General features: G+C 45.0%; 19 protein-coding genes. 5 read left to right on the top strand and 14 right to left on the bottom strand.

Translation table 11 applies throughout. The annotated features are described in order from the left end of the window. Positions 1 to 68: 68 nt before the first annotated feature. The 4 genes from Q0502_RS16395 to Q0502_RS16380 all read right to left on the bottom strand — a co-directional run bounded on the left by Q0502_RS16395 (position 69) and on the right by Q0502_RS16380 (position 4,819). Positions 69 to 1,424, bottom strand: coding sequence for an MFS transporter (locus tag Q0502_RS16395; RefSeq protein ID WP_298653133.1), 1,356 nt, complete (start codon positions 1,422 to 1,424; stop codon positions 69 to 71). A gap of 115 nt (positions 1,425 to 1,539) precedes the next feature. Beyond that, positions 1,540 to 2,703, bottom strand: coding sequence for a DNA-binding transcriptional regulator (locus Q0502_RS16390; RefSeq protein ID WP_298653130.1), 1,164 nt, complete (start codon positions 2,701 to 2,703; stop codon positions 1,540 to 1,542). A 383-nt stretch (positions 2,704 to 3,086) separates the two neighbouring features. Beyond that, positions 3,087 to 3,356 carry a 30S ribosomal protein S15 gene (gene rpsO, locus Q0502_RS16385; RefSeq protein ID WP_298653128.1) on the bottom strand — a complete coding sequence of 90 codons (270 nt, stop codon included), beginning with the start codon at positions 3,354 to 3,356 and terminating at the stop codon, positions 3,087 to 3,089. Positions 3,357 to 3,541: 185 nt separating this feature from the next. Next, complete coding sequence (locus tag Q0502_RS16380) at positions 3,542 to 4,819, bottom strand: carboxypeptidase-like regulatory domain-containing protein (protein WP_298653125.1); 1,278 nt, start codon at positions 4,817 to 4,819, stop codon at positions 3,542 to 3,544. Between the two features lie 236 nt (positions 4,820 to 5,055). Here Q0502_RS16380 and nadB point away from each other — a divergent pair, with 236 nt between their 5' ends. The 5 genes from nadB to Q0502_RS16355 all read left to right on the top strand — a co-directional run bounded on the left by nadB (position 5,056) and on the right by Q0502_RS16355 (position 9,901). Further along, a complete protein-coding gene (gene nadB, locus Q0502_RS16375) occupies positions 5,056 to 6,636 on the top strand; it encodes an L-aspartate oxidase (RefSeq protein ID WP_298653122.1) in 1,581 nt (526 codons plus the stop codon). 116 nt (positions 6,637 to 6,752) lie between these two features. Beyond that, complete coding sequence (folP, locus tag Q0502_RS16370; RefSeq protein WP_298653119.1) at positions 6,753 to 7,592, top strand: dihydropteroate synthase; 840 nt, start codon at positions 6,753 to 6,755, stop codon at positions 7,590 to 7,592. Positions 7,593 to 7,598: 6 nt separating this feature from the next. After that, positions 7,599 to 8,360 carry a diadenylate cyclase CdaA gene (gene cdaA / locus Q0502_RS16365; protein ID WP_298653116.1) on the top strand — a complete coding sequence of 254 codons (762 nt, stop codon included), beginning with the start codon at positions 7,599 to 7,601 and terminating at the stop codon, positions 8,358 to 8,360. A gap of 135 nt (positions 8,361 to 8,495) precedes the next feature. Further along, complete coding sequence (locus Q0502_RS16360; protein ID WP_298653089.1) at positions 8,496 to 9,602, top strand: DNA replication/repair protein RecF; 1,107 nt, start codon at positions 8,496 to 8,498, stop codon at positions 9,600 to 9,602. 5 nt (positions 9,603 to 9,607) lie between these two features. Next, positions 9,608 to 9,901: a DUF721 domain-containing protein gene (locus Q0502_RS16355; RefSeq protein ID WP_298653087.1), complete on the top strand. Its 294-nt coding sequence runs from the start codon at positions 9,608 to 9,610 to the stop codon at positions 9,899 to 9,901. Positions 9,902 to 10,027: 126 nt separating this feature from the next. Here the strand turns inward: Q0502_RS16355 and Q0502_RS16350 are convergent, their stop codons facing one another. The 10 genes from Q0502_RS16350 to Q0502_RS16305 all read right to left on the bottom strand — a co-directional run bounded on the left by Q0502_RS16350 (position 10,028) and on the right by Q0502_RS16305 (position 19,972). Next, positions 10,028 to 10,672, bottom strand: coding sequence for a hypothetical protein (locus Q0502_RS16350; protein WP_298653085.1), 645 nt, complete (start codon positions 10,670 to 10,672; stop codon positions 10,028 to 10,030). A 51-nt stretch (positions 10,673 to 10,723) separates the two neighbouring features. Continuing rightward, positions 10,724 to 11,092 (bottom strand): preprotein translocase subunit SecG, encoded by a 369-nt coding sequence (gene secG, locus Q0502_RS16345; RefSeq protein WP_298653083.1) that lies wholly within the window; start codon positions 11,090 to 11,092, stop codon positions 10,724 to 10,726. A 2-nt stretch (positions 11,093 to 11,094) separates the two neighbouring features. After that, a complete protein-coding gene (locus Q0502_RS16340) occupies positions 11,095 to 11,844 on the bottom strand; it encodes a hypothetical protein (protein ID WP_298653081.1) in 750 nt (249 codons plus the stop codon). Positions 11,845 to 11,848: 4 nt separating this feature from the next. Further along, positions 11,849 to 12,355, bottom strand: a complete 507-nt coding sequence (locus Q0502_RS16335; RefSeq protein WP_298653078.1) for an LptE family protein — start codon at positions 12,353 to 12,355, stop codon at positions 11,849 to 11,851. Positions 12,356 to 12,364: 9 nt separating this feature from the next. Beyond that, positions 12,365 to 13,630 (bottom strand): sigma-54 dependent transcriptional regulator, encoded by a 1,266-nt coding sequence (locus tag Q0502_RS16330; RefSeq protein ID WP_298653076.1) that lies wholly within the window; start codon positions 13,628 to 13,630, stop codon positions 12,365 to 12,367. Between the two features lie 179 nt (positions 13,631 to 13,809). Continuing rightward, complete coding sequence (locus Q0502_RS16325; RefSeq protein WP_298653073.1) at positions 13,810 to 14,667, bottom strand: 1-acyl-sn-glycerol-3-phosphate acyltransferase; 858 nt, start codon at positions 14,665 to 14,667, stop codon at positions 13,810 to 13,812. A gap of 91 nt (positions 14,668 to 14,758) precedes the next feature. After that, positions 14,759 to 16,192 (bottom strand): phosphoglucosamine mutase, encoded by a 1,434-nt coding sequence (gene glmM, locus Q0502_RS16320; protein ID WP_298653070.1) that lies wholly within the window; start codon positions 16,190 to 16,192, stop codon positions 14,759 to 14,761. Positions 16,193 to 16,213: 21 nt separating this feature from the next. Then, complete coding sequence (locus Q0502_RS16315; RefSeq protein ID WP_298653067.1) at positions 16,214 to 16,771, bottom strand: DUF4827 family protein; 558 nt, start codon at positions 16,769 to 16,771, stop codon at positions 16,214 to 16,216. 140 nt (positions 16,772 to 16,911) lie between these two features. Next, positions 16,912 to 17,913, bottom strand: a complete 1,002-nt coding sequence (locus Q0502_RS16310) for a bifunctional oligoribonuclease/PAP phosphatase NrnA (protein ID WP_298653163.1) — start codon at positions 17,911 to 17,913, stop codon at positions 16,912 to 16,914. Between the two features lie 94 nt (positions 17,914 to 18,007). After that, positions 18,008 to 19,972 carry a ComEC/Rec2 family competence protein gene (locus tag Q0502_RS16305; RefSeq protein ID WP_298653065.1) on the bottom strand — a complete coding sequence of 655 codons (1,965 nt, stop codon included), beginning with the start codon at positions 19,970 to 19,972 and terminating at the stop codon, positions 18,008 to 18,010. Between the last annotated feature and the right edge of the window lie 158 nt (positions 19,973 to 20,130).

Genomic DNA, 20,130 nt, shown 5'->3' with positions numbered 1-20,130 from the left:
ACTGGCAGAATTACTGAAATTATTATATTAACAAATCAACATGTTAGTCTCATTGGCATATTATCATATTAATCATGCGTTTTTTTCCAGGATTTGATCTGATATCCTTTGGCAGCATACCATACAATGTAGGCAAAACAGGGAATAAGGATCCAATAGGCTTGTTTCATTGCTTCAAAGGGAGATAACGATGCATTCAATTCTACAAAAGCGTTATAAACGAGGGGCATAATTGCGCTACCGCTTAAAGCCATCACGAGGAATGCGGAACCCAGATTGGTGTATTTGCCCAATCCGTTGATAGCCAACGGCCAGATGCCGGCATACAGCAGGGCATTCGGAAGTCCCATCATCACTAAATACCAAAGGGAGATATCGGTAGTGATGCCAAGGAATTGTATTGTCCCCGATGTGGTTATTATCATGGCGGACAATACCAGATTGATGGAGGCACAAATTAAGAGGGCATTCCGTTGTTTCAGGTATTTGGGGATAAGGGCGATTCCTAAGAAATAGCCGATAAACGTCAGCAACATGGTATAAGAGGGGATATTCCGGGCAGGTCCCGCAAGGCTCTCTCCCATGGTTCCCGCATATTTAATACTGGTTCCCAGCGCAATCATCTGGGTTCCTATATGAAAGAACATTGCCGCCACTCCTAATATAAGCGCCGGATATTGTGAGATGGATTTATGTGAATTTTCATCTTGTTCGGACCGTTTATTTACTATAGAGGGATCCAAGTCAGGTAAGGGTGAATAACGGACAATTATACCGAAAATGAACAGGGCAATGGCCAAAACGAGGTAAGGTGTCATTACCCCTTTTATCAGGGTATCTAAAGCCGTTTCTAAAGCTGCCCCGGTGTAATTTCCCGCTTCAATCTCCCGCATAAGGACTTTGTCGGATTCCCTGATAACGACAGCTGCAAATATAAGATTGGCAATCACCCCCGCCAGCTTGTTGCCGGTTCCTACAATACTCATCCGTTTGGCAGCGCTTTCTATAGACCCTACAATTGTTACGTAGGGATTGGCAGCGGATTGCAAGATGGCCAATCCCACACCCAACAGGAACAGTCCCAAAAGAAATATTTGATAGATACGCCAATAGGCGGCAGGAACAAAAAGCAAGGCTCCTATTGACATGCACCATAATCCAAGCATCATTCCCTTTTTATAGCCCATCTTATTCAGCAGGAAGGAGGAGGGGATCGCCATGATCAGATAGGCGATATAAAAAGCAAATGTGACCAGATAGGACTGGAAATTAGACAATTGAAGAGTTAGCTGAAAATAGGGTATTAAAATGGTGTTCACCCATGACACCAATCCGAAAATAAAAAACAGTAATGCCAATATGATCATCGACTTGATGGTGGTGCTTCTGTCTGGTACATGATTGATTTGGGGACTGTTACTCATATTATTATAAATTTTAAAAAAACATATAGTGATGCTTCCGTGTACTCAAAGCACAAAATTATTTTTTATATGGTTGAAAAATGCTTTAAAAGCGTAATTGTGTTTTCAAATAACGTTATTCCTTATGAGAATCACCATATTTTTTACGGTACTCAAGAGGAGTATAGCCTTTCATTTTCTTAAAAATACGGGAAACGTTCTTGCAATCATTGAATCCGGACTCCAATGCCAGGTCAAATAGTGTTCTCTCAGTAGTTAATAATAAATGTGCGAAATAATCAATCCTGCAACTGAGAATAAATTGATAAATAGAGGTTCCCATTTCATCTTTGAATTTCACTTCCAGGTTACGCCGGGATAGAGGTACCTGTTCTATTAAGGATTCAATGACGATATTGGAGGTAAAATTATCTTCGATATAATTTACAATTTGTGAAATATATTCATTGGAAATATCGTATCTTTCTGTTGATTTCCGGAGTTCAAACCGGGTCGGCCGGACAATGATATTGAAAGGATCTTTCAGTTCTCCCTTTATCAGTCTGTCAATTAATCTTCCCGCTTCATATCCGCCCCTCTCCACATCCGTAACAATGGAAGAGATAGGCGGGTCGGACAAATTGCAGATCAGTTCATCGTTATCTACTCCCAGCAAAGCGATATCTTCAGGAATTCTGATGTTGTTGATCTTGCATATTTGCGATACCCTCAATGCGAAATTATCGTCGCAGGCAAATAATCCCACAGGCTTGGGAAGAGACAGTAACCATTCATCGAGCTGTATATGGCTGGTTCCCCATTCCTCTCCGTTTAAATTTTCGCTTTCAAAGTAATAGTAGTTGCCTCCCGCTTTTTCTATTTGGATTCTGAATCCTTCCGCTCTTTCACATGACCAAACCACCCCTTTATTCCCATAGAATGCAAAATTCCGGTAGCGCCTTTTGATGAAAAATTGTGCCGCCATCTCTCCGGTACCGAAATAATCGCCGGTCAGATTGGAGAAATAGGAACTTCGTTCTTTGTAATTTTGAAGCAGGATAGGGATATTCAATGACGCCAGCAAATTAGTCCCTTCATGATCCCACCGAGCCACAATAGCGTCGGCTTCCCACTCTTTGGCCCACTCCACGATACCCTCTTTACCATACAGTGTTTTATAATAAGAGGGTAATCGATAAAAAATCCAGGGCCCATGTTCCTTGGAGTATTGGATCAGGCCTCTCAGCAGTCGGCGGCTGAATTCGCTGGAATAATCAATAAGAATAAGTATTTTTAGCATAGAGGTCAGATTTATTAGAAAAGTTCAATTACCGAAAAACATCCAATTCATTCCTCAAATATAGATGTTTTTTTATATAATCAAAAATATAAAAAGATTTTAAAAAAAAGAGGCCCCCTCGATCGAGAGGGCCTCTTTTGTATCGGTTAACGTGATATCAGCGTTAAGGTAAAAAAGATTGTTTTAGGTTATCGATGCAAAGATAGGGCGCTATTTTGAATCCGCAAAATAAAAAAATATGTTATAAGACATAGTTTTAGAATATGTTTTTGTAACATATCTTTACGCCAGCAATGTTTAATTTCCTTTAATGGAGAGGGTTATTGATAAAAAAAGAGGATAAAAAGTTATTTCATCCTCTTTCCAGTCTCTCTTTGAGAAAATTATTTTCTGATACCCAATTCTTTGATAATGGAACGGTATCTTTCGATCTCCGTATCGATCAGATAATCGAGTAAACGACGGCGTTTGCCCACTAAAATTCTCAATGCTCTTTCCGTGCTATAATCTTTTTTGTTTGACTTGAGATGTTCAGTCAAATGCGAAATACGGTAGGAGAACAATGCTATCTGCGCTTCTGGTGAGCCAGTATCAGTGTTGGACTTCCCGTGTTTGGCAAAGATTTCCTTCTTTTTAGCAGAATCTAAATACATACTGATTTGTAAATAATAAATAGTGTATAAAACTTTGGGTTACAAAGGTACACCTAAATTTGCTAATTCCAAACAGTTTTGGCTTTTTATTCGATTTCATCAGCCTATTTGAGTCGCCTTCGCTCTTCGATTTTCAATTCTTGCTATGGCAGAGGATAAGCTTGCTTATCCTCTGCTCATTTAGCTTAACGAAATAGTTCACTCCTTCGCCGTAATTTTCCGCTTAATCGTTTCACGGCATCCGTTATTTCCTGATCCGGTTCGATCACGTTGTATTCTCCCCAGAAGTCTGGATCGAGAAAATGTTCCACCTTTTCAGCGATCACATCAGTAGACCGGATCCGTTCATTACGGGGAAATTTCACCACATTGTTGTCGTATCTGTCGGTAATGGCCATTTCCGAACTTATGGTATAAGTAGTGGCAAACAAGCCGAAGAACCGGTTCGTCCACCGTACGCGAAATGCAACCTCGGTACTGCTGTAATTGAAATACCACCTCCCGTTATCTTCAATAAAATCCACTACATACTGCGCATTGTTCACCTCTACCCTCATCTTCGCCGGTTTTCGCCTGATAAAGATATTGGCGGCATCTTTCCGGTCTTCCACATTCATGCTGAATTCCATGCGGGCGAAAGCAAGGGATGCCGCGTCTAAGTAAATATTCCCCCTGAACAGGATATCTTTTATTCCCGGATGGGGGGAAAATGAAATAATATAGTGTGGTTTATCGTTGATATTAATCAATCCCTCGATGTGAAACCCGTATTCAGATGCGTCCGTCCCAAAAACAATCTCCGGGTTCTTGGCTATATCAAGCATCAAAGCATCATTGATCCCTCCCTGAAACTTCAACAGGACAGTGTCGCGGGGAGAGATATCAGTGGCTTTGCGACCGATATAAATTTTAGACTGGTCATTACTATAGGAGCTGTAGGTGGCTTTGTAAATATCCAAAACGGTTTCTACCAGCGAGATATAGTTTGATCCTTTCTTTACCGACTCCCGATAAAAGGCTACCATCATGTGCGGGTTGTCGGGATAGTTCTGCGGGATACGTTGCAGTGCTTCACGCACCAGTTCTGTGCCGTCGCCCGAGACCACGACTATCTCGCTCAGTTGAATGGGAGAGGGTTTCAAAGTGATATGGTTGTTCGGATTATCCATCAGTGTGACCACCGGGATCTTCTGGTTTTCGTATCCCAGGTAGCGGATAAGGAGTTCTGAATGCCTCGTAGAGGCCGGGACACGAATGGAAAAATATCCATCCTGATTGGTGACGCTCGATATATTCACCTGTTGTACCAAGACACTTGCATTGACCAGCGGTTCGTTGGTGTCGGCGCCAAGTACCCTGCCTCTGAGTAGATAGGTGGAATCCGGCTGCGTTATATTTCCGGAAAACAGGTTCGGGGCCGACAGGAAGCAGAAAAACAGAAGCAGACGGAATAAGTTGTTCATACAGGGATAATTAAAAGCGTAAAACAGTTAATAACGTGATGTTTAGCAGTCGGTTCATTTAATATACAAAGAAAACAAATTAGGGGAGATTTTTGAATGATATAATGTTTTTTAACTTTACTGTGCTCTGGAGGATTCAAATGAGAGACTGATATATTGGAAAACCCACCTGATTTTTCCTATTCAAAGGGAAAATCATGTAAATTTGTACCTCAATAATCCTAAAAAAGAGGCAAATGGTTTATAGATACGATTTTCTGGTGATCGGTTCCGGTATTGCCGGAATGAGTTACGCCCTAAAGGTGGCAAAATACGGGAGAGTAGCCATTGCGGCGAAGAATTCACTTGAAGATGCCAATACATACTACGCGCAAGGGGGGATTGCCTCCGTCACCAATCCGTGGGATAATTTCGAAAAACATATAGCCGATACGTTGGATGCCGGAGGAGGGCTCTGCGATGTGGAGGTAGTGGAAAAGGTAGTGCATGAGGCGCCCGCTCAAATCAGGGAACTGATAAGATGGGGGGTGGATTTCGACAAAGATGACAAAGGGAACTTTGACCTCCACCGCGAAGGCGGACATTCGGAATTTCGTATTTTACACCATAAGGACAATACCGGAGCGGAAATCCAGGACAGTCTGATCGAGACCATCCGCAACCATCCCAATATCGATGTGTTTGATCACCATTTTGCTATAGAAGTGCTCACGCAGCACCACCTGGGACAGGTGGTCACAAGGCATACCCCGGGGATTGAGTGCTACGGGGCCTATATACTCAATCAGGAGACAAATGAGATCGATACTTTTCTTGCACGGGTCACGATGATGGCTACGGGTGGGATCGGATGTATTTACCAGACCACCACTAACCCGTTGGTCGCTACGGGTGATGGGATTGCCATGGTGGCGCGGGCCAAGGGGGAGATCAAAGGGATGGAATTTGTGCAGTTCCACCCTACGGCATTATATCATCCCGGTGTACGTCCTTCGTTTCTTATTACGGAGGCGATGCGGGGTTATGGAGGCGTGTTGAAGACACTCGACGGTAAAGAGTTTATGCACAAATACGATGAGCGAGGTTCGCTTGCTCCCCGCGATATCGTCGCCCGCGCTATCGATACTGAGATGAAAGGGAAGGGTTTTGAACATCTCTTTCTGGATGTAACCCATAAAGATCCGGAAGAGACCCGGAAACATTTTCCCACCATTTATGAAAAATGTCTTTCCTATGGGATCGACATTACCAAAGATATGATCCCGGTCGCTCCTGCGGCCCACTATCTGTGTGGAGGGATCAAAGTAAATATGGATGGGGAGACAAGCATCAGTCGCCTCTATGCCAATGGAGAGTGTGCTTGTACCGGACTTCACGGGGCCAACCGGCTGGCATCGAATTCATTGATTGAGGCGGTGGTTTTTGCGGATGCCGCTGCAAGACACTCTCTGCCTGTCTTCAGAGGATATCCGTTTCAGGAAGATATTCCTTCCTGGAATGCTGAAGGAACCACCTCTCCCGAGGAGATGGTGCTTATCACGCAGAGTTACAGGGAAGTAGGGCAGATCATGTCGTCCTATGTGGGTATTGTCCGTTCGGATCTGCGTTTACAAAGAGCGCTCGACCGGTTGAATATACTGTTCCGGGAAACGGAGGATCTCTTCCAGCGTTCCGTGGTATCGAGAGATATTTGTGAATTGAGGAATATCATCAAAGTAGGTTACATGGTGATTAAACAGGCTATGGCGCGCAAAGAGAGCAGGGGATTGCATTATACTGTTGATTATCCGGGCAGGGATCCCGATTCGGTACTTTAATTTCAAAGATTTTAAGATTCAAGATTTAAGATTCAAGATTTAAGATTTCTTCGCTTCTTAGTTCTCAGTTCTTTCTTCTAGAATGTTTCATACGTCGAAAAAAGTAAAATATTCAAATGAAAACCATCAATATAAACGGTACGCTGATTGACCTTTCAACGCCCCGGGTAATGGGTATTGTGAACGTCACCCCCGACTCCTTTTTCCCGGGAAGCAGGAAACAAGCCCCAAACGAGATCGTAGAGAGATGCCGCCAGATACTTCGGGAGGGGGGGGCAATGATTGATGTGGGTGCGCAATCCACTTCACCTGCCGCCCGGTTCCTGGATGCGAAAGAGGAGTCTGAACGGTTGATGCCTGCGCTGAAATTGATCCGCAAGGAGTTTCCCGATATTATACTTTCTGTAGATACCTTTTATGCCGATGTGGCTAAGGAGGCTGTAGAGGAATATGGTGTGAACATCATCAACGATATTTCGGGAGGGCAGATCGATGAGCGGATGTTTCCCGTTGTGGCGCAGTTGAACGTTCCCTATATCCTTATGCATATGCGGGGTATGCCTCAGACAATGCAGCAATTGACCCATTACGACAATTTTATGCAGGATATCCTGTATTATTTTTCTGAGCGCAAGGCAAAACTGAATCAGCTCGGAGTAAACGATGTGATCATTGATCCCGGTTTCGGATTCAGTAAAACGGTATCTCAAAACTATGAATTGATGGCTTATCTGAAATATTTTCATATCTTTGAGGAACCTCTACTGGTAGGCATATCGAGAAAATCGATGATCTGCAAGTTGCTCGGAATTACGCCGGAGGAGAGCCTTAACGGCACATCCGTGCTGAATACCGTGGCGCTGCTTTCCGGCGCTGATATTCTGCGGGTCCATGATGTGAAAGAAGCAGTGGAATGCGTGAAGATCATCGCGAAAATAGTTGAATTTGACACATAGGGAAATATGTTCGCACATTTTGGAGTAAAAGATTTCATTGATGTAATCCTGGTAGCACTGCTCCTCTACTACCTGTTCAGGTTAGTGAAGATATCGGGGATGCGCCCCCTCTTTATTGGGGTTCTGGTCTTCATGGTGATCTGGATCCTGGTCTCACGGGTGTTCAACATGGTGTTGCTCGGATCCATTCTCGACCAGTTTGTGGGTGTGGGACTCTTTTTGCTGGTAATTCTCTTTCAGGATGAGATCCGGCGGTTTCTGATGTCGCTCGGCTCCAAAAAAGGATGGAATTTTATCACAAAACTTTTCTTTCCGGGGGATAAGCAGAAGAACGACAATTCATACCTGACGGCCATTGTGCTTGCCTGCATGAATATGTCAAAGACAAATACAGGCGCACTTATCGCCATTCAGGGCGACCTTCATCTGGGGCTCTACGAACAGACCGGGGAAATTGTCAATGCCGATATATCGTCGCGCCTTATCGAGAATATATTTTTTAAAAACAGTCCGCTGCATGACGGTGCCATGATCGTTGTCGGAAAGAAGATCAAGGCGGCAGGATGCATTTTGCCCATCTCTCAGAATCCCAATATTCCCACTCACCTGGGATTACGGCACAGGGCGGGATTGGGGATATCACAGGAAACTGATGCCAAAGTGATTATTGTTTCCGAGGAGAGGGGCAAGATCTCATTTGCTTCCCAGGGGCGGCTCAAGATGAATATTTCGCCCGAAGATCTGCAACGATTGTTGTTAGAAGACTAATGAAACAATTTGTTGATTTGACGATTTAATGATTTAACGATGAATTTTGGAATTCTGAGAGCATGAATTAAAAATCGACGCAGTCAAATTCTGACAGTCTTTACTCTTGGTTCTTTGTTCTTTACCCTGTATGATATGATTTTAAAAGAACTTTCCCTTATTAATTACAAAAATCTGACTCAGGCAGACCTGATATTGTCCCCTAAGATGAACTGTTTTATCGGTGACAACGGAATGGGAAAGACCAATCTGCTGGATGCCGTTTATTACCTTTCCTTCTGCAGGAGTTATACGAATCCCGTCGATTCGCAGATCATAAAGCATGGTGAGGAGGTGTGTATGTTGCAGGGAAAGTATGAGTTTGCGGATGCCACGCAGGAGGAAATCTACTGCGCCATCCGCCGACGGCAGAAGAAACAGTTCAAGCGTAATAAGAAGGAGTACGAGCGGCTCTCTGACCATATCGGGCTGATACCGCTGGTAATGGTATCCCCGGCGGATAACGAACTGATCACCGGCGGAAGCGAAGTGCGACGGAGATTTATGGATATGGCTGTTTCGCAGTTTAATAAAGAATATCTGCGCGCGCTGGTCAGGTATAACAAGGCGTTGCAACAACGGAATGCACTATTGAAGGACGAGGAACCGCTCATTGATCTCACGCTATTGGATCTCTGGGAGGAACAGATGGCAGAAGCGGGTACCTTCATTCACCGGAAAAGAAAGGAATTTATCGAAGAATTCACCCCTATCTTCAATCAGTTCTATACCTGCATCAGTCAATCGAGCGAACAGGTTTCCTTCAGTTATACCTCTCAGTTGCATGAGGCTGATTTCCGGGAAAAGCTGAGACAAAACAGGCAACGGGATGTCTTTCTCGGTCACACTTCGGTGGGTATTCATCGTGACGAGTTGGAGATGATGCTCGACGGTTACTCTATCAAAAAGGTGGGGTCGCAGGGTCAGAACAAAACCTATTTTGTTTCGCTGAAACTGGCACAGTTCCATTTTCTGCTGAAAACAGGCGATACAACACCTATTATGTTACTGGATGATATTTTCGACCGGCTTGACGCCAGGAGGGTGGAGGAGATTGTAAAACTGGTTTCCGGTCCGGAGTTCGGGCAAATATTCATCTCCGATACCAACAGGGGGTCACTCGATAGGATCCTGCATCGGATCCATAACAACTCACATATCTATTCCGTAGCGGATGGAGAAATAAACCTATTGAAAGATTAGTACGGATGCAGAAGAAAAATGCCCAACCGTTATCAGAAGCGTTCTCCGATTTTTTAAATGAAAATAGTGCGCTGAGAGTGAAAATGGCCCAACAACGTGTTGTCAGGGGATGGAATGAACTGTTTGGAGAAGGAATCTCCAAATATACCGGTAACATTTATTTCAATCGCGGTACCCTTTACGTGCACCTCACTTCTGCCGTACTTCGCGCTGAGCTTCTGATGAATAAGGAGGAGCTGATCAAAAAACTGAATGATCATGCCGAGATGACTGTTGTGCAGGATCTTATGTTCCGTTGATCTGTGCGAAACAGGGGACTGCAGAAAATAGTTGGCGGCAGAAGGATATGCTGAAACCATGTGATGCAACCCATTGCAGGGCGATATACGGACAAAAACAACTAATTTTGTCAGGCAGTTGGTTGTTTAGAAAAATGCGGAGACCCCAAGATAGAATCCGTCGGGATGAGGGGAGTTGGTATGTTGCATCAGGTCGTAGTTCAGCGTGATGTGTGATCTTCCCAACCGAAAACCCCCTCCCACTACCAGCGATGGCACAAGCCCCCTGTCCGTTATGGTTTCCCCTGTAGTCCGGCGGGTTAATTCAGACCAGATATAGTTGAGTTCGGGTTGCACAAAGGCAGCGATGAAATTTACCGGATAAAAATAACCGAACAGATTTGCTCCCAGTAGATTGTTTTTTATTTCATAATCATAGGTACGCGCTCTCGTATAATAGTATTTGATCCCAGCGCCGGCCATGAAATATTTGTTGAACTGATATCCTGTCTGTGGTCCAAAACCCAGATTGGTATAATTTCTGCTTAACGACAGACCCAGGTTTGCGCCGAAACGCAATTTACTCTTATCAAAGGCGGCAGACTGCCTCCCGGCAGTAGATGAACCTTCCCTCCGCGAAGGTTCATTCGCAACAGTCTTTATTTTCCCGCGACGATGGAGATAGATATTCCGCTCGTCATCAGGAGATACTTTGATCGTATCGTATGTGATAGTCTGTGCTCCGGCCAGTAGGGACGGCAGCAGAAAAAAAAGGAATAACAGCTTCTTCATACGAACATCGTTCATTTATTAACGTTAAGGTCGTATGGAAAATCATTGTTTTCACTCATTCGGCGTTCCTTCTTCCGGCGCCGGTTGGGCAGGAATTTGCGACGGAACGGGCATCTCCGGAGTTACATTGGGTGCCGTAGTAGGATTCAGCGGCGCCGGCTGTTCAACTTCTATCTGAGATTGCGGAACATTGGCGTGTGAGGCGGTGTATTTGGCTGTCAGGATGCTTAACACAATGATCGTGCCTGCCAGTGTCCATGTGAATTTCTCCAGGAAATCGGTTGTTTTCCGGACACCCATAATCTGGTTCGACGATGCGAAACCGCTTGCCAGTCCCCCCCCTTTTGATTTTTGTACCAATACGGCAAAGATCATTAGGATCGCCGCCAATACAATAAGGATTGTGATAAAAATATACATATTTATTTGTCTTTGTTTTTTTCGTTAATAATCAATAATTCAAGAAAACGAATTTGGTGGGCAAAGTAAACACTTTTTTTTGGAAAATTCAAACTTAACCTTTTAATAATTGTGAGCGCCTGCTCATATTTTTTTTGTTTGATATAGATCCTTGCGAGTGTTTCGGTCAGGAACTCACCTCCTTCTTCTTTTATTTCCGCATCTTGCCTGGTGTCGGCAGGAATTGTTTCTTTGGGTACGAATAATATATCTGATTTTGCTTTTTCGATAAAAGCATCGATAATATCATGGTGTTGCAGCTTTTGACTTCCGCTCTGATCCGGATTGCCGGTCTCCCCTCCCAGCGATCCCAGATAGGAGAAATAGTCGGTCGTCGCCAGATTCAATTCCGCATTTTCGACAGTCGGCTCAATCATCTCTCTCTCTCCGAGTGAAGAAAGAAATGATTCAAGCAGTTCCTCTGTCCTGTCTCGTCTGCTTGGAAAAATACCGTCGTTCTTATTCAGCAACTTCCCGTATTCTTCCCGGTAGATAAGATAAAACAGTTTCCTCCTGTCGTTACACAAAACAGCCGTTCTTCCCAACTCTTCCTCATAACCTTGACTGTCAGCCAGGTTTAAGTTCTTCGTGTACAATAACCTGGCGGTATGAAAATAAGGATATTCCTCCACAACCTCTTTCAGCTCTTCTAATGTGGAAGCGTCCAGCCTGTCGGGGTTCTCCATCCATCCGTATAGATCTTCCTTTTGCATTGAATTACCAGTTTGCCATGGTAGCGTTGAATATCTGATCTACAATTTCATCGATGAGTTCATTAATGAGTTGATCCTGTACGGAGTCAAAGACGGTATTACTGGGGAATGTGCGATTGGCGGAAATTCTCTCTTCTATCTCGGGCGCATCGATTTTATTATTCCGGAACCGCATCCTCACCGTCATGGTCAGCCGCGTCTCGGAAGCAAATGCATCCTCCTGCACCGCCATAGGGGTTAGTTCATACCCTACGATCTCCCCCTCAATTTCCATATCCCCGTTTTGATTCACCAACTGCAGACGCGTGTTGCGGGTGAACATATCCTTCATCTCTTCGTTGAATCGCTGCTCAAGCGGGGGGTAAACCAATGGTGCCTGATTTACAAAGTGCGCTATCTGGAGCGTTTTGGTGAGATCATAGTCGATAGAGGCAGTCCTGAACGAATAGGATATCCGGCATGAACTGACAGAGACCAGTAATAACAGGAGGAGGAAAATATTTTTCTTCATAATCTTAATCTAACCTAACAGGGAGTATTCCTTAATTTTGCGGTAAAGTGTGCGCTCGGAGATCCCCAGGTCGTTGGCTGCCAACTTTCTTTTTCCATTATGCCGTTCCAACGCCTTAATGATCATATCTTTCTCCACTTCACTGATCGACAGGGCGCTCTCTTCGTACTCGGTGGCTTCCTGGATATTGTTCGTTTCGGATTCATCCAAGGTGAATTTTTTTGATACAGCCTCATATTTCACTGGGACGGAAACCCGGGTATTATCGTTTGTGATGATGGAAGAAGAGTGTATTTCCGGCGAGGGCGTATTGTAGGATGCATGTTGTGTTGAATCCTCCATGATGCTTTTTACCACCCGTTTCAGGTCGGTAATATCTTTTTTCATGTCGAACAGCACCTGATAGAGGATCTCCCGTTCGTTGGTGAATGATTTTTGCTCCGATTCCTGAATCTGATGGATGGAGACGGGTAGCATCCCTACTTCATTGTTCGGCAGGTATTTCTGAAGAATGTCGGAGGTGATCAGGCGCTCCTGTTCAATGACCGAGATTTGTTCCGTAATATTCTTCAGTTGACGTACATTCCCCGGCCAGCGATAGTTTTTCAGTATCTCTTTTGCATCGTCGGTAAGCGTAATCGGGGGCATCATATATTTTTCGGCACAATCGCCAGCAAATTTCCTCAATAAAAGGGGAATATCCTCTGACCGGTCGCGTAACGGCGGAATACGGATAGGTACCGAATTAAGGCGATAATAGAGGTCTTCCCTGAATTTCCCTCTCTCTACAGCCTTGACCATGTCGAGATTGGTGGCTGCCACCACCCGCACGTTGGTCTTTTCTATTTTCGAAGAACCTACCTTAATGAATTCCCCGCTCTCCAGCACGCGAAGCAGGCGTGCCTGTGTCGGGAGTGGAAGTTCACCTACTTCGTCGAGAAAGAGGGTGCCTCCGTCAGCCACCTCAAAGTAGCCTTTTCGGGTTCCCGTAGCGCCGGTAAATGATCCTTTCTCGTGTCCGAAAAGTTCCGAATCAATAGTTCCCTCGGGTATTGAACCGCAATTGATGGCAAAATAGGGACCGTGCTTCCGGTTACTGTATTGGTGCACGATCTGCGGAAAGTTCTCTTTCCCGGTACCGCTTTCTCCGGTAATAAGTACCGAGAGGTCGGTAGGGGCCACCTGTAAAGCTACGTCGATAGCACGATCCAGCTTGGGATCATTCCCAATGATCCCGAAACGTTGCTTCACCTGTTGTAAAGAGTGTTTTGCCATAAGCGTGCTGTTAGTTTGAATATTCAAAGATAGGAAATTTTTCATTGTTTTCATACGATAACCACTTCTACTTTCAAAGGTGTCGTATGGAACTTTTTCGTTAAGCAATGAGCAAAAAGCGAGTTTACTCGAATTTTACCGTTGCGGGAAAAAGTCTAACTTTAGTGAATTCGCTTTAATCACTTAGTTGTGTATGAATAATTTTTATGCTTGTTTCCTAAAGCATAGGTTTCTTCCTTCAGGTACTCGGCCAGATGCGATATATCGTCTTTAAACGGTTTTATCGTATTTGGCATGATGGGTTTACCGAAGGTGATCACCATCTCTTTGCCTTTTTTGTTGTATAATTCGTGACAGAGCCTGAGATTACGCATTTTCCATCCCAATATCCTTGAAAGATAAAACGACGGGCTATTGTGTCCGGAGATATGCATCGGAATGACCGGCACTTTTGTTTTCTGGATAATTTTGATCACTGCCGGTTGCCACTCCCGGTCTTCAATCACCATTTTCCCTTTTTTTAAAATAAGATTGGAAACCGCCCCGGCGGGAAAAAAACCCAATGGGAGCCCTGCCCGCACATGGGCGATGCTTTCTTTGATACCGGCGAAAGTGATACTGTTTTTATCGGCATACTTCATAGGGTTCACAGTAATGAAGTTTTCAGCCATCGTATCGATCAATCCCAAAATAACGTTCACCATCATTTTATAGTGCCGAACCCGGCTGCCTACGGTTTCAATCGCTGCAATCCCGTCGATATGCCCGTAAGGGTGGTTGGATACCGTAATAAAAGGACGGTCTCCCATCTCATCGAGGACCTCCGCATTTCTTACCGTACGGGTGATTTCGAGTTTATCCAGGACATCTTTACAGAAAGCGGGGCCGGTAAGATGTTTGGAGCGGTTGTAAATTTCATTCGGAACATGTAATGCGGATATTCTTATACCCAGGTCTATCAATTTGTCTCCGTATTTTCCCCTGAATGCAGGGTGCAGACTGCGCAACTCTTCGCGCCTGATCAGTGTATCTTTCATTAATTCCGGATCTGTTAGTTTATTTAATTCAAAAGCCACATCAGATGAGGTGAAGTGGCAATTGAGTGAAGAATAGACGATATTTACTATGTTATGAGAACTCTTGTATCAGGTTGATGACCTGTTTGCCGATCCTCTCCGCCTCCTCTATGGAGTGTGCTTCTGAATAAACACGGATGATAGGCTCGGTGTTCGATCTTCTCAGATGTACCCATCTATCGGGAAAATCGATCTTCACCCCGTCGATATCGGTTATCTGCTGATCACTGAATTTTTCTTTCACCTTGTCCAGAATCATCTCGGTATCGATACCGGGTGTAAGTTCTACCTTTTGTTTTGCCATGAAATAGGGAGGATATGACTTCCTCACTTCCGAAGGTGTTTTCCCTGATTTGGCAAGATAGGTGAGAAACAGGGCGATACCCGTAAGCGCATCGCGTCCGTAATGCAGAGCGGGATAAATAACGCCGCCATTACCTTCTCCGCCGATCACGGCATTTGTCTCTTTCATTTTGGTCACTACGTTCACTTCCCCTACAGCCGCAGCATGGTATTCGCCGCCTCTGGCACGTGTGACGTCCCTTAACGCACGGCTTGAACTAAGGTTGGATACCGTATTGCCGGGCGTATGCTGCAAAACATAATCCGATACGGCAACCAGTGTATACTCCTCACCAAACGGTTCCCCGTCTTCACAGTAGATGGCCAGCCGGTCCACATCCGGGTCCACGGCAAAACCGACGGTTGCTTTCGAGCTTCGTGTGAGTGATGCAAGTTCGGTCAGATGCTGGGGCAGCGGTTCGGGATTGTGTGAGAAATTACCATGCGGTGCACAGTGAAGCTTAAAAATCTCTTTTACACCCAATGCGTATAATAATTCAGGGATGGCTATCCCCCCGACGGAGTTCACACAATCTATTGCCACACGGAAGTTGGCAGTTTCTATGGCATCTTTATCCACTAAGTCGAGTGATAGAACCTGTTGGATATGTTCATGAAGGTATTGCTTTTGGGAGATCTTTCCCAGTTCATCTACCGGGGAAAATGAAAAGTCTCCTGCTTCGGCAATGGAGAGGATCTCCTCTCCTTCGGCTGCACTCAGGAATTCCCCGCTGCTGTTCAACAGTTTCAGGGCGTTCCACTGTTTCGGGTTGTGGCTGGCCGTAATGATAATGCCGCCGGAAGCGTTCTCCTTTACCACAGCGATCTCTGTAGTGGGAGTGGTGGCCATCCCGATATCGGTTACATCGCACCCCATCCCCATGAGCGTTCCGGTAATGATACGATGCACCATCTCCCCCGAGATGCGGGCATCCCTCCCTACAACGATACAGGGCTTCTGCTTCCGTGGCAAACCATTGTTGGCTACGCCGATTTTCAATTCAACGGGATGAAGTGTAGTTATTCTTTTGATAAATGTTGCGTAAGCAGCCGTAAATTTTACGATATCGAGCGGAGTCAGATTTTCGGCTACTATCCCGCCGATTGTTCCTCTTATTCCGGATATGGATTTGATTAATGTCATAAGAGTTTTCTTTTTTTGTGATCACCACTGGCTGTCGAACCTGTACTCCACCTGTTCGTAATAGGTCGGTTCATATTGGGACTGGTCATACGATGCACCCATCTCGAAAGGAATGATCAGTTTCACTTTTCCCCTATGCCCCACATAGGACAGGGGAACAGCCCATCCCGCGTTTGCATAACCGCTCCTTGTTATCGAAGAAACAGGCCCGATATATTCTAATTCTTCCGGGCGGGCGCTCTGGTAATTGGAATATCGGATTGTGTCGTCGCCCTTGAAATAATGCAGCCCTTTGAAACGGACATATATTTTTTCCCTCCACTGCGGTCTGATGGTATCACCAAGGTCAATAATATTAAAATAGACGCCCGTATTCGGGTCTTTATAAAATTCATTCTCGCCGAATACACTATCTGCCGGAAAATCCCTGAGGATGCTGAAATTATTTTTAGCTATTAAAAGATCAATGGCCTTTCTTTCATCTTTCAGATAGTCGGCATACGATTTTGTGTTATTGCAGGAGGTGGCTATAATCAACAAACCGATAAGTGTGAGAATTATGGAATTGAATAGTTTCATATGATTATTTTACTTTTTTAATCATCAAAGATTTCATTAGTTGCTGTTACTTAATAAGGAATAGCCTACAAAAATACATAATCTGCTCCAAAAAAACAGAGGTTGCTCCGAAATAAACATTATCTATTCTTAAAAATGGGTTAAAGCTCACCTGCAGTCCTCTTCAGCTTCTCCTCGTAGGATCTCAATCCTTCATTGAAAATGCGGAGCGCTTCTTCGAAGGTGCCGTAAAATTCCCCTCCGGAGGCATTCAGATGGCCTCCCCCGTTAAAGAAATCGGCTGCGAACTCATTGCAGGGAAACGATTTTTGGGAGCGGAACGAAAGTTTGATCAACCCTTCATCTTCGCGAATAAAGGTGGAGAAGATAACCCCTTTGATACTGAGCGGATAGTTCACAAATCCCTCGGTATCGCCCTTACTGAAACGAAACCGGGATTGGTCTTCCCTGGAAAGGTAAAGAAGTGCCGAATGCAGTTCGGGATATATCTCCATCCGTTGCGATAAGGTAAATCCGAGCAGGCGAAACCGCTCCGCGGAGTAATTATCGAATACTTGTGAATAGATGGCATCCTTATTGATGTTTTTCCGCAGCAACAGGCTGATGATCTCATAGATTTCAGGATCACTTGAATTGTATGTAAAACCTCCGGTGTCGGTCATCATGCCGCAATAGATGCATTCGGCCTCCGCCTGTGTCAATTCTTCATACTTTCCCGCCTGAAAAAATAATCTGAACAGGACTTCGCTGGTGGATGATATTTCGGGATGTGATACTATTATGTCGAAGTTCTCTCCGGGGAAAAGATGGTGGTCGATCAGAATTTTCTGTGCCGGAGACTTATCCAGAAAAGGGCCCATATCGCCTACTCTTTTGGATATGTTATAATCCATCGAAAAGATCAGGTCGGCATGAGAAAGGATATGCTGCGCTGCCGTTGGGTTATATTCATATACCTCAATTTCACGGGCGCCTTTCATCCATTTCAGAAAATAGGGGAAGGAGTTGGGTACGATAACCCTTACATTTTTGTTTCTCCTTTTCAGGAAATGGTAGAGGGCGAGTGAAGATCCCAATGCGTCACCGTCGGGAGAGAGGTGCGCGGTGATGACGATCTTTTCCGCCCTGTCGATGGCATCCATAATCTGCTCCATCTGGCGGGGTTGAATCACATTCGAGATCGATGGTGTACAATTCATTTTTTAATCTCTGTCGTTTGATAGAGCGACAAAAGTACTAAAAATTTAGCGAAAAGGCTCCGTTTTCCGTTACATCATGTACCTCTATGCCCAAAGCGGTGCACTCCCGCGCTATCCTGCCGGCGGCATACGGAGGTAGGGAGCTGTCTAAAACGATCATCGCGGGGCGAAACAGGACGAGCAACTGTTCGATATCGAAGGATCCGTACTGTGAGAGGATCAGGATATCTAACGGGAACTGTTGGCCGGCGTGATAAGTGGTGAAAGCAGCATCCGACAGCAGGAAAATCCGTTTTTCAGGATGTGGAAGAATATTATTTTCCGGAATTTCCATGTAGTGCCGTTTGTTGTTGTGAAAAACGGCGATTTCACTCTGGCCCGGACTATTGAATACGGTGAGTTGTGGCGCCGGAGGAGTCAGGTTTTTATAAGTGATGGTGAACTGAAAGAACAGCAGCGCAACCAGCGAGATGATAAGCGGCCGGGCACGGTGTGAAGAGAGGAACCGGACAAAAGGATACATAAACAGTAAAAGCAGTATAAGTTGGAGGAAGGATATCTTTTTGTCGGAGATCTGGGCAAAAGGGATCGATTCGGAGATATATACGATCCTCAATAATATCCCGATCAGGATTTTTTCTATCCATTGAAAGAAAGTATACAACACCGTGATGAAATCCCACTGGAGAGAGCGAAGCAATCCGAATAGAATGAGAGGGAAAGTGGTATAAATAATAATACCGACAAGAGGCACGACCAACATGTTGGTAATGAAAAAATAGGTAGGGAATGTACCGAAATGGTAAAGTACCAGTGGGAAAACACCTAACTGTGCAGTTGTGGTGATGCAGAGCAGATTCCACACATATTTCACAACTTTGTTTGGAGGCCGGTAGAGCCGGCTCATCTTCGGATTAAAGAACAGGATGCCGAACACGGCGCCGAAACTCATTTGGAAACCTACATCAAATAGAGAGAACGGCCGGAAGATGAGAATGAAAAATGCGGCTGCGGCCAACGAGTTATAGGTGAATCCGTTGCGATGATACAGGTCTCCTATGCTAAATAAGGTAAGCATGATGGCGGCACGGACTACGGAGGCCGACATCCCCACTATGAACACAAACGCCCATAGGGCAGTAATGATCAGCCACTGACGGGCAAGGAACCCGTATCCGCTTTTTCCAAAGAAGGAGAACAGCAGACTGATAACTGCGTAGATGATTCCCACATGGAGTCCGCTTAGTGCCAGTACATGTGCTGTACCCGATGCCCTGAACGCCTCCTGCAAATCGTTGGATAGATGAACTTTGTATCCGAGAGTGAGTGCACAGATAAATGCGTATGCATCGCTCTCCAAACGGAAGGAGTGATAGAAGTCGAGCATTTTTGCCCTGCACCGTTGGGCCATGACCGGTATGCTCTTCGCCTGTCGGCCGGTTTTCTGCCAGTCGCTCCCGGGAACATAACCCGATCCTGCGAAACCCTTGACCTGCATGTATCCGGTATAATCAAAATCATCCGGATTTCCGAAATTACTGAAGGGTTCTACTCTGGATAGGAAAACAATTTCATCGCCGGGAATCAACCCTCTCGCCTCGTCGGTTTGCTCTAAGTAAAGGATTACTTTCTTTTCTTCAGGGAGGGCTGTTTTTATATGGACCGCAATACTACGCGGCTTCACCTCCGGTATGTCGAGCACGATGCCAAGGTCATATTGTCCGTAACCGGAAGGGGTGAGCCGGGTGGACTCCGCATGTTGCCGGTACTGATACAGGGAAAGGGAGAACAGAAAGAAGCAGACACCGGCGCCGAACAACCATCTGAACCTGAATTGCTCGTCCGGGCGGATAAAGAATGATAACAGCATCAGGAGCAATCCGCCCAAAGCTGCCGGGAGTGATGCAGACAGAATTCCGGGAAAAAGAGAACCCGCAATGATACCGGCAATTATGGGAAGCAAGAGACGGAAGAAAGGCGTTTTTCCGATCAATGCATTCATTAAAATTAGACTATTTCTACGTTAAGCAACAGGAGCAGAAAGCAATTGACGACAAACTGAACCAAAAAAACAAACTTGTTTGGATTTTGGTGAGGTACGAAGGAAGAAGACGAAGTCAAATGTCTTTGTATTACGTCATAGGGAATATTTACGAAGGC

The organism is uncultured Proteiniphilum sp. (genome assembly GCF_937873925.1).
In the GTDB taxonomy this organism is placed as follows: domain Bacteria; phylum Bacteroidota; class Bacteroidia; order Bacteroidales; family Dysgonomonadaceae; genus Proteiniphilum.
The sequence above is the reverse complement of the archived record's forward strand: the minus strand, read 5'-3'. Positions and strand labels throughout refer to the sequence as shown.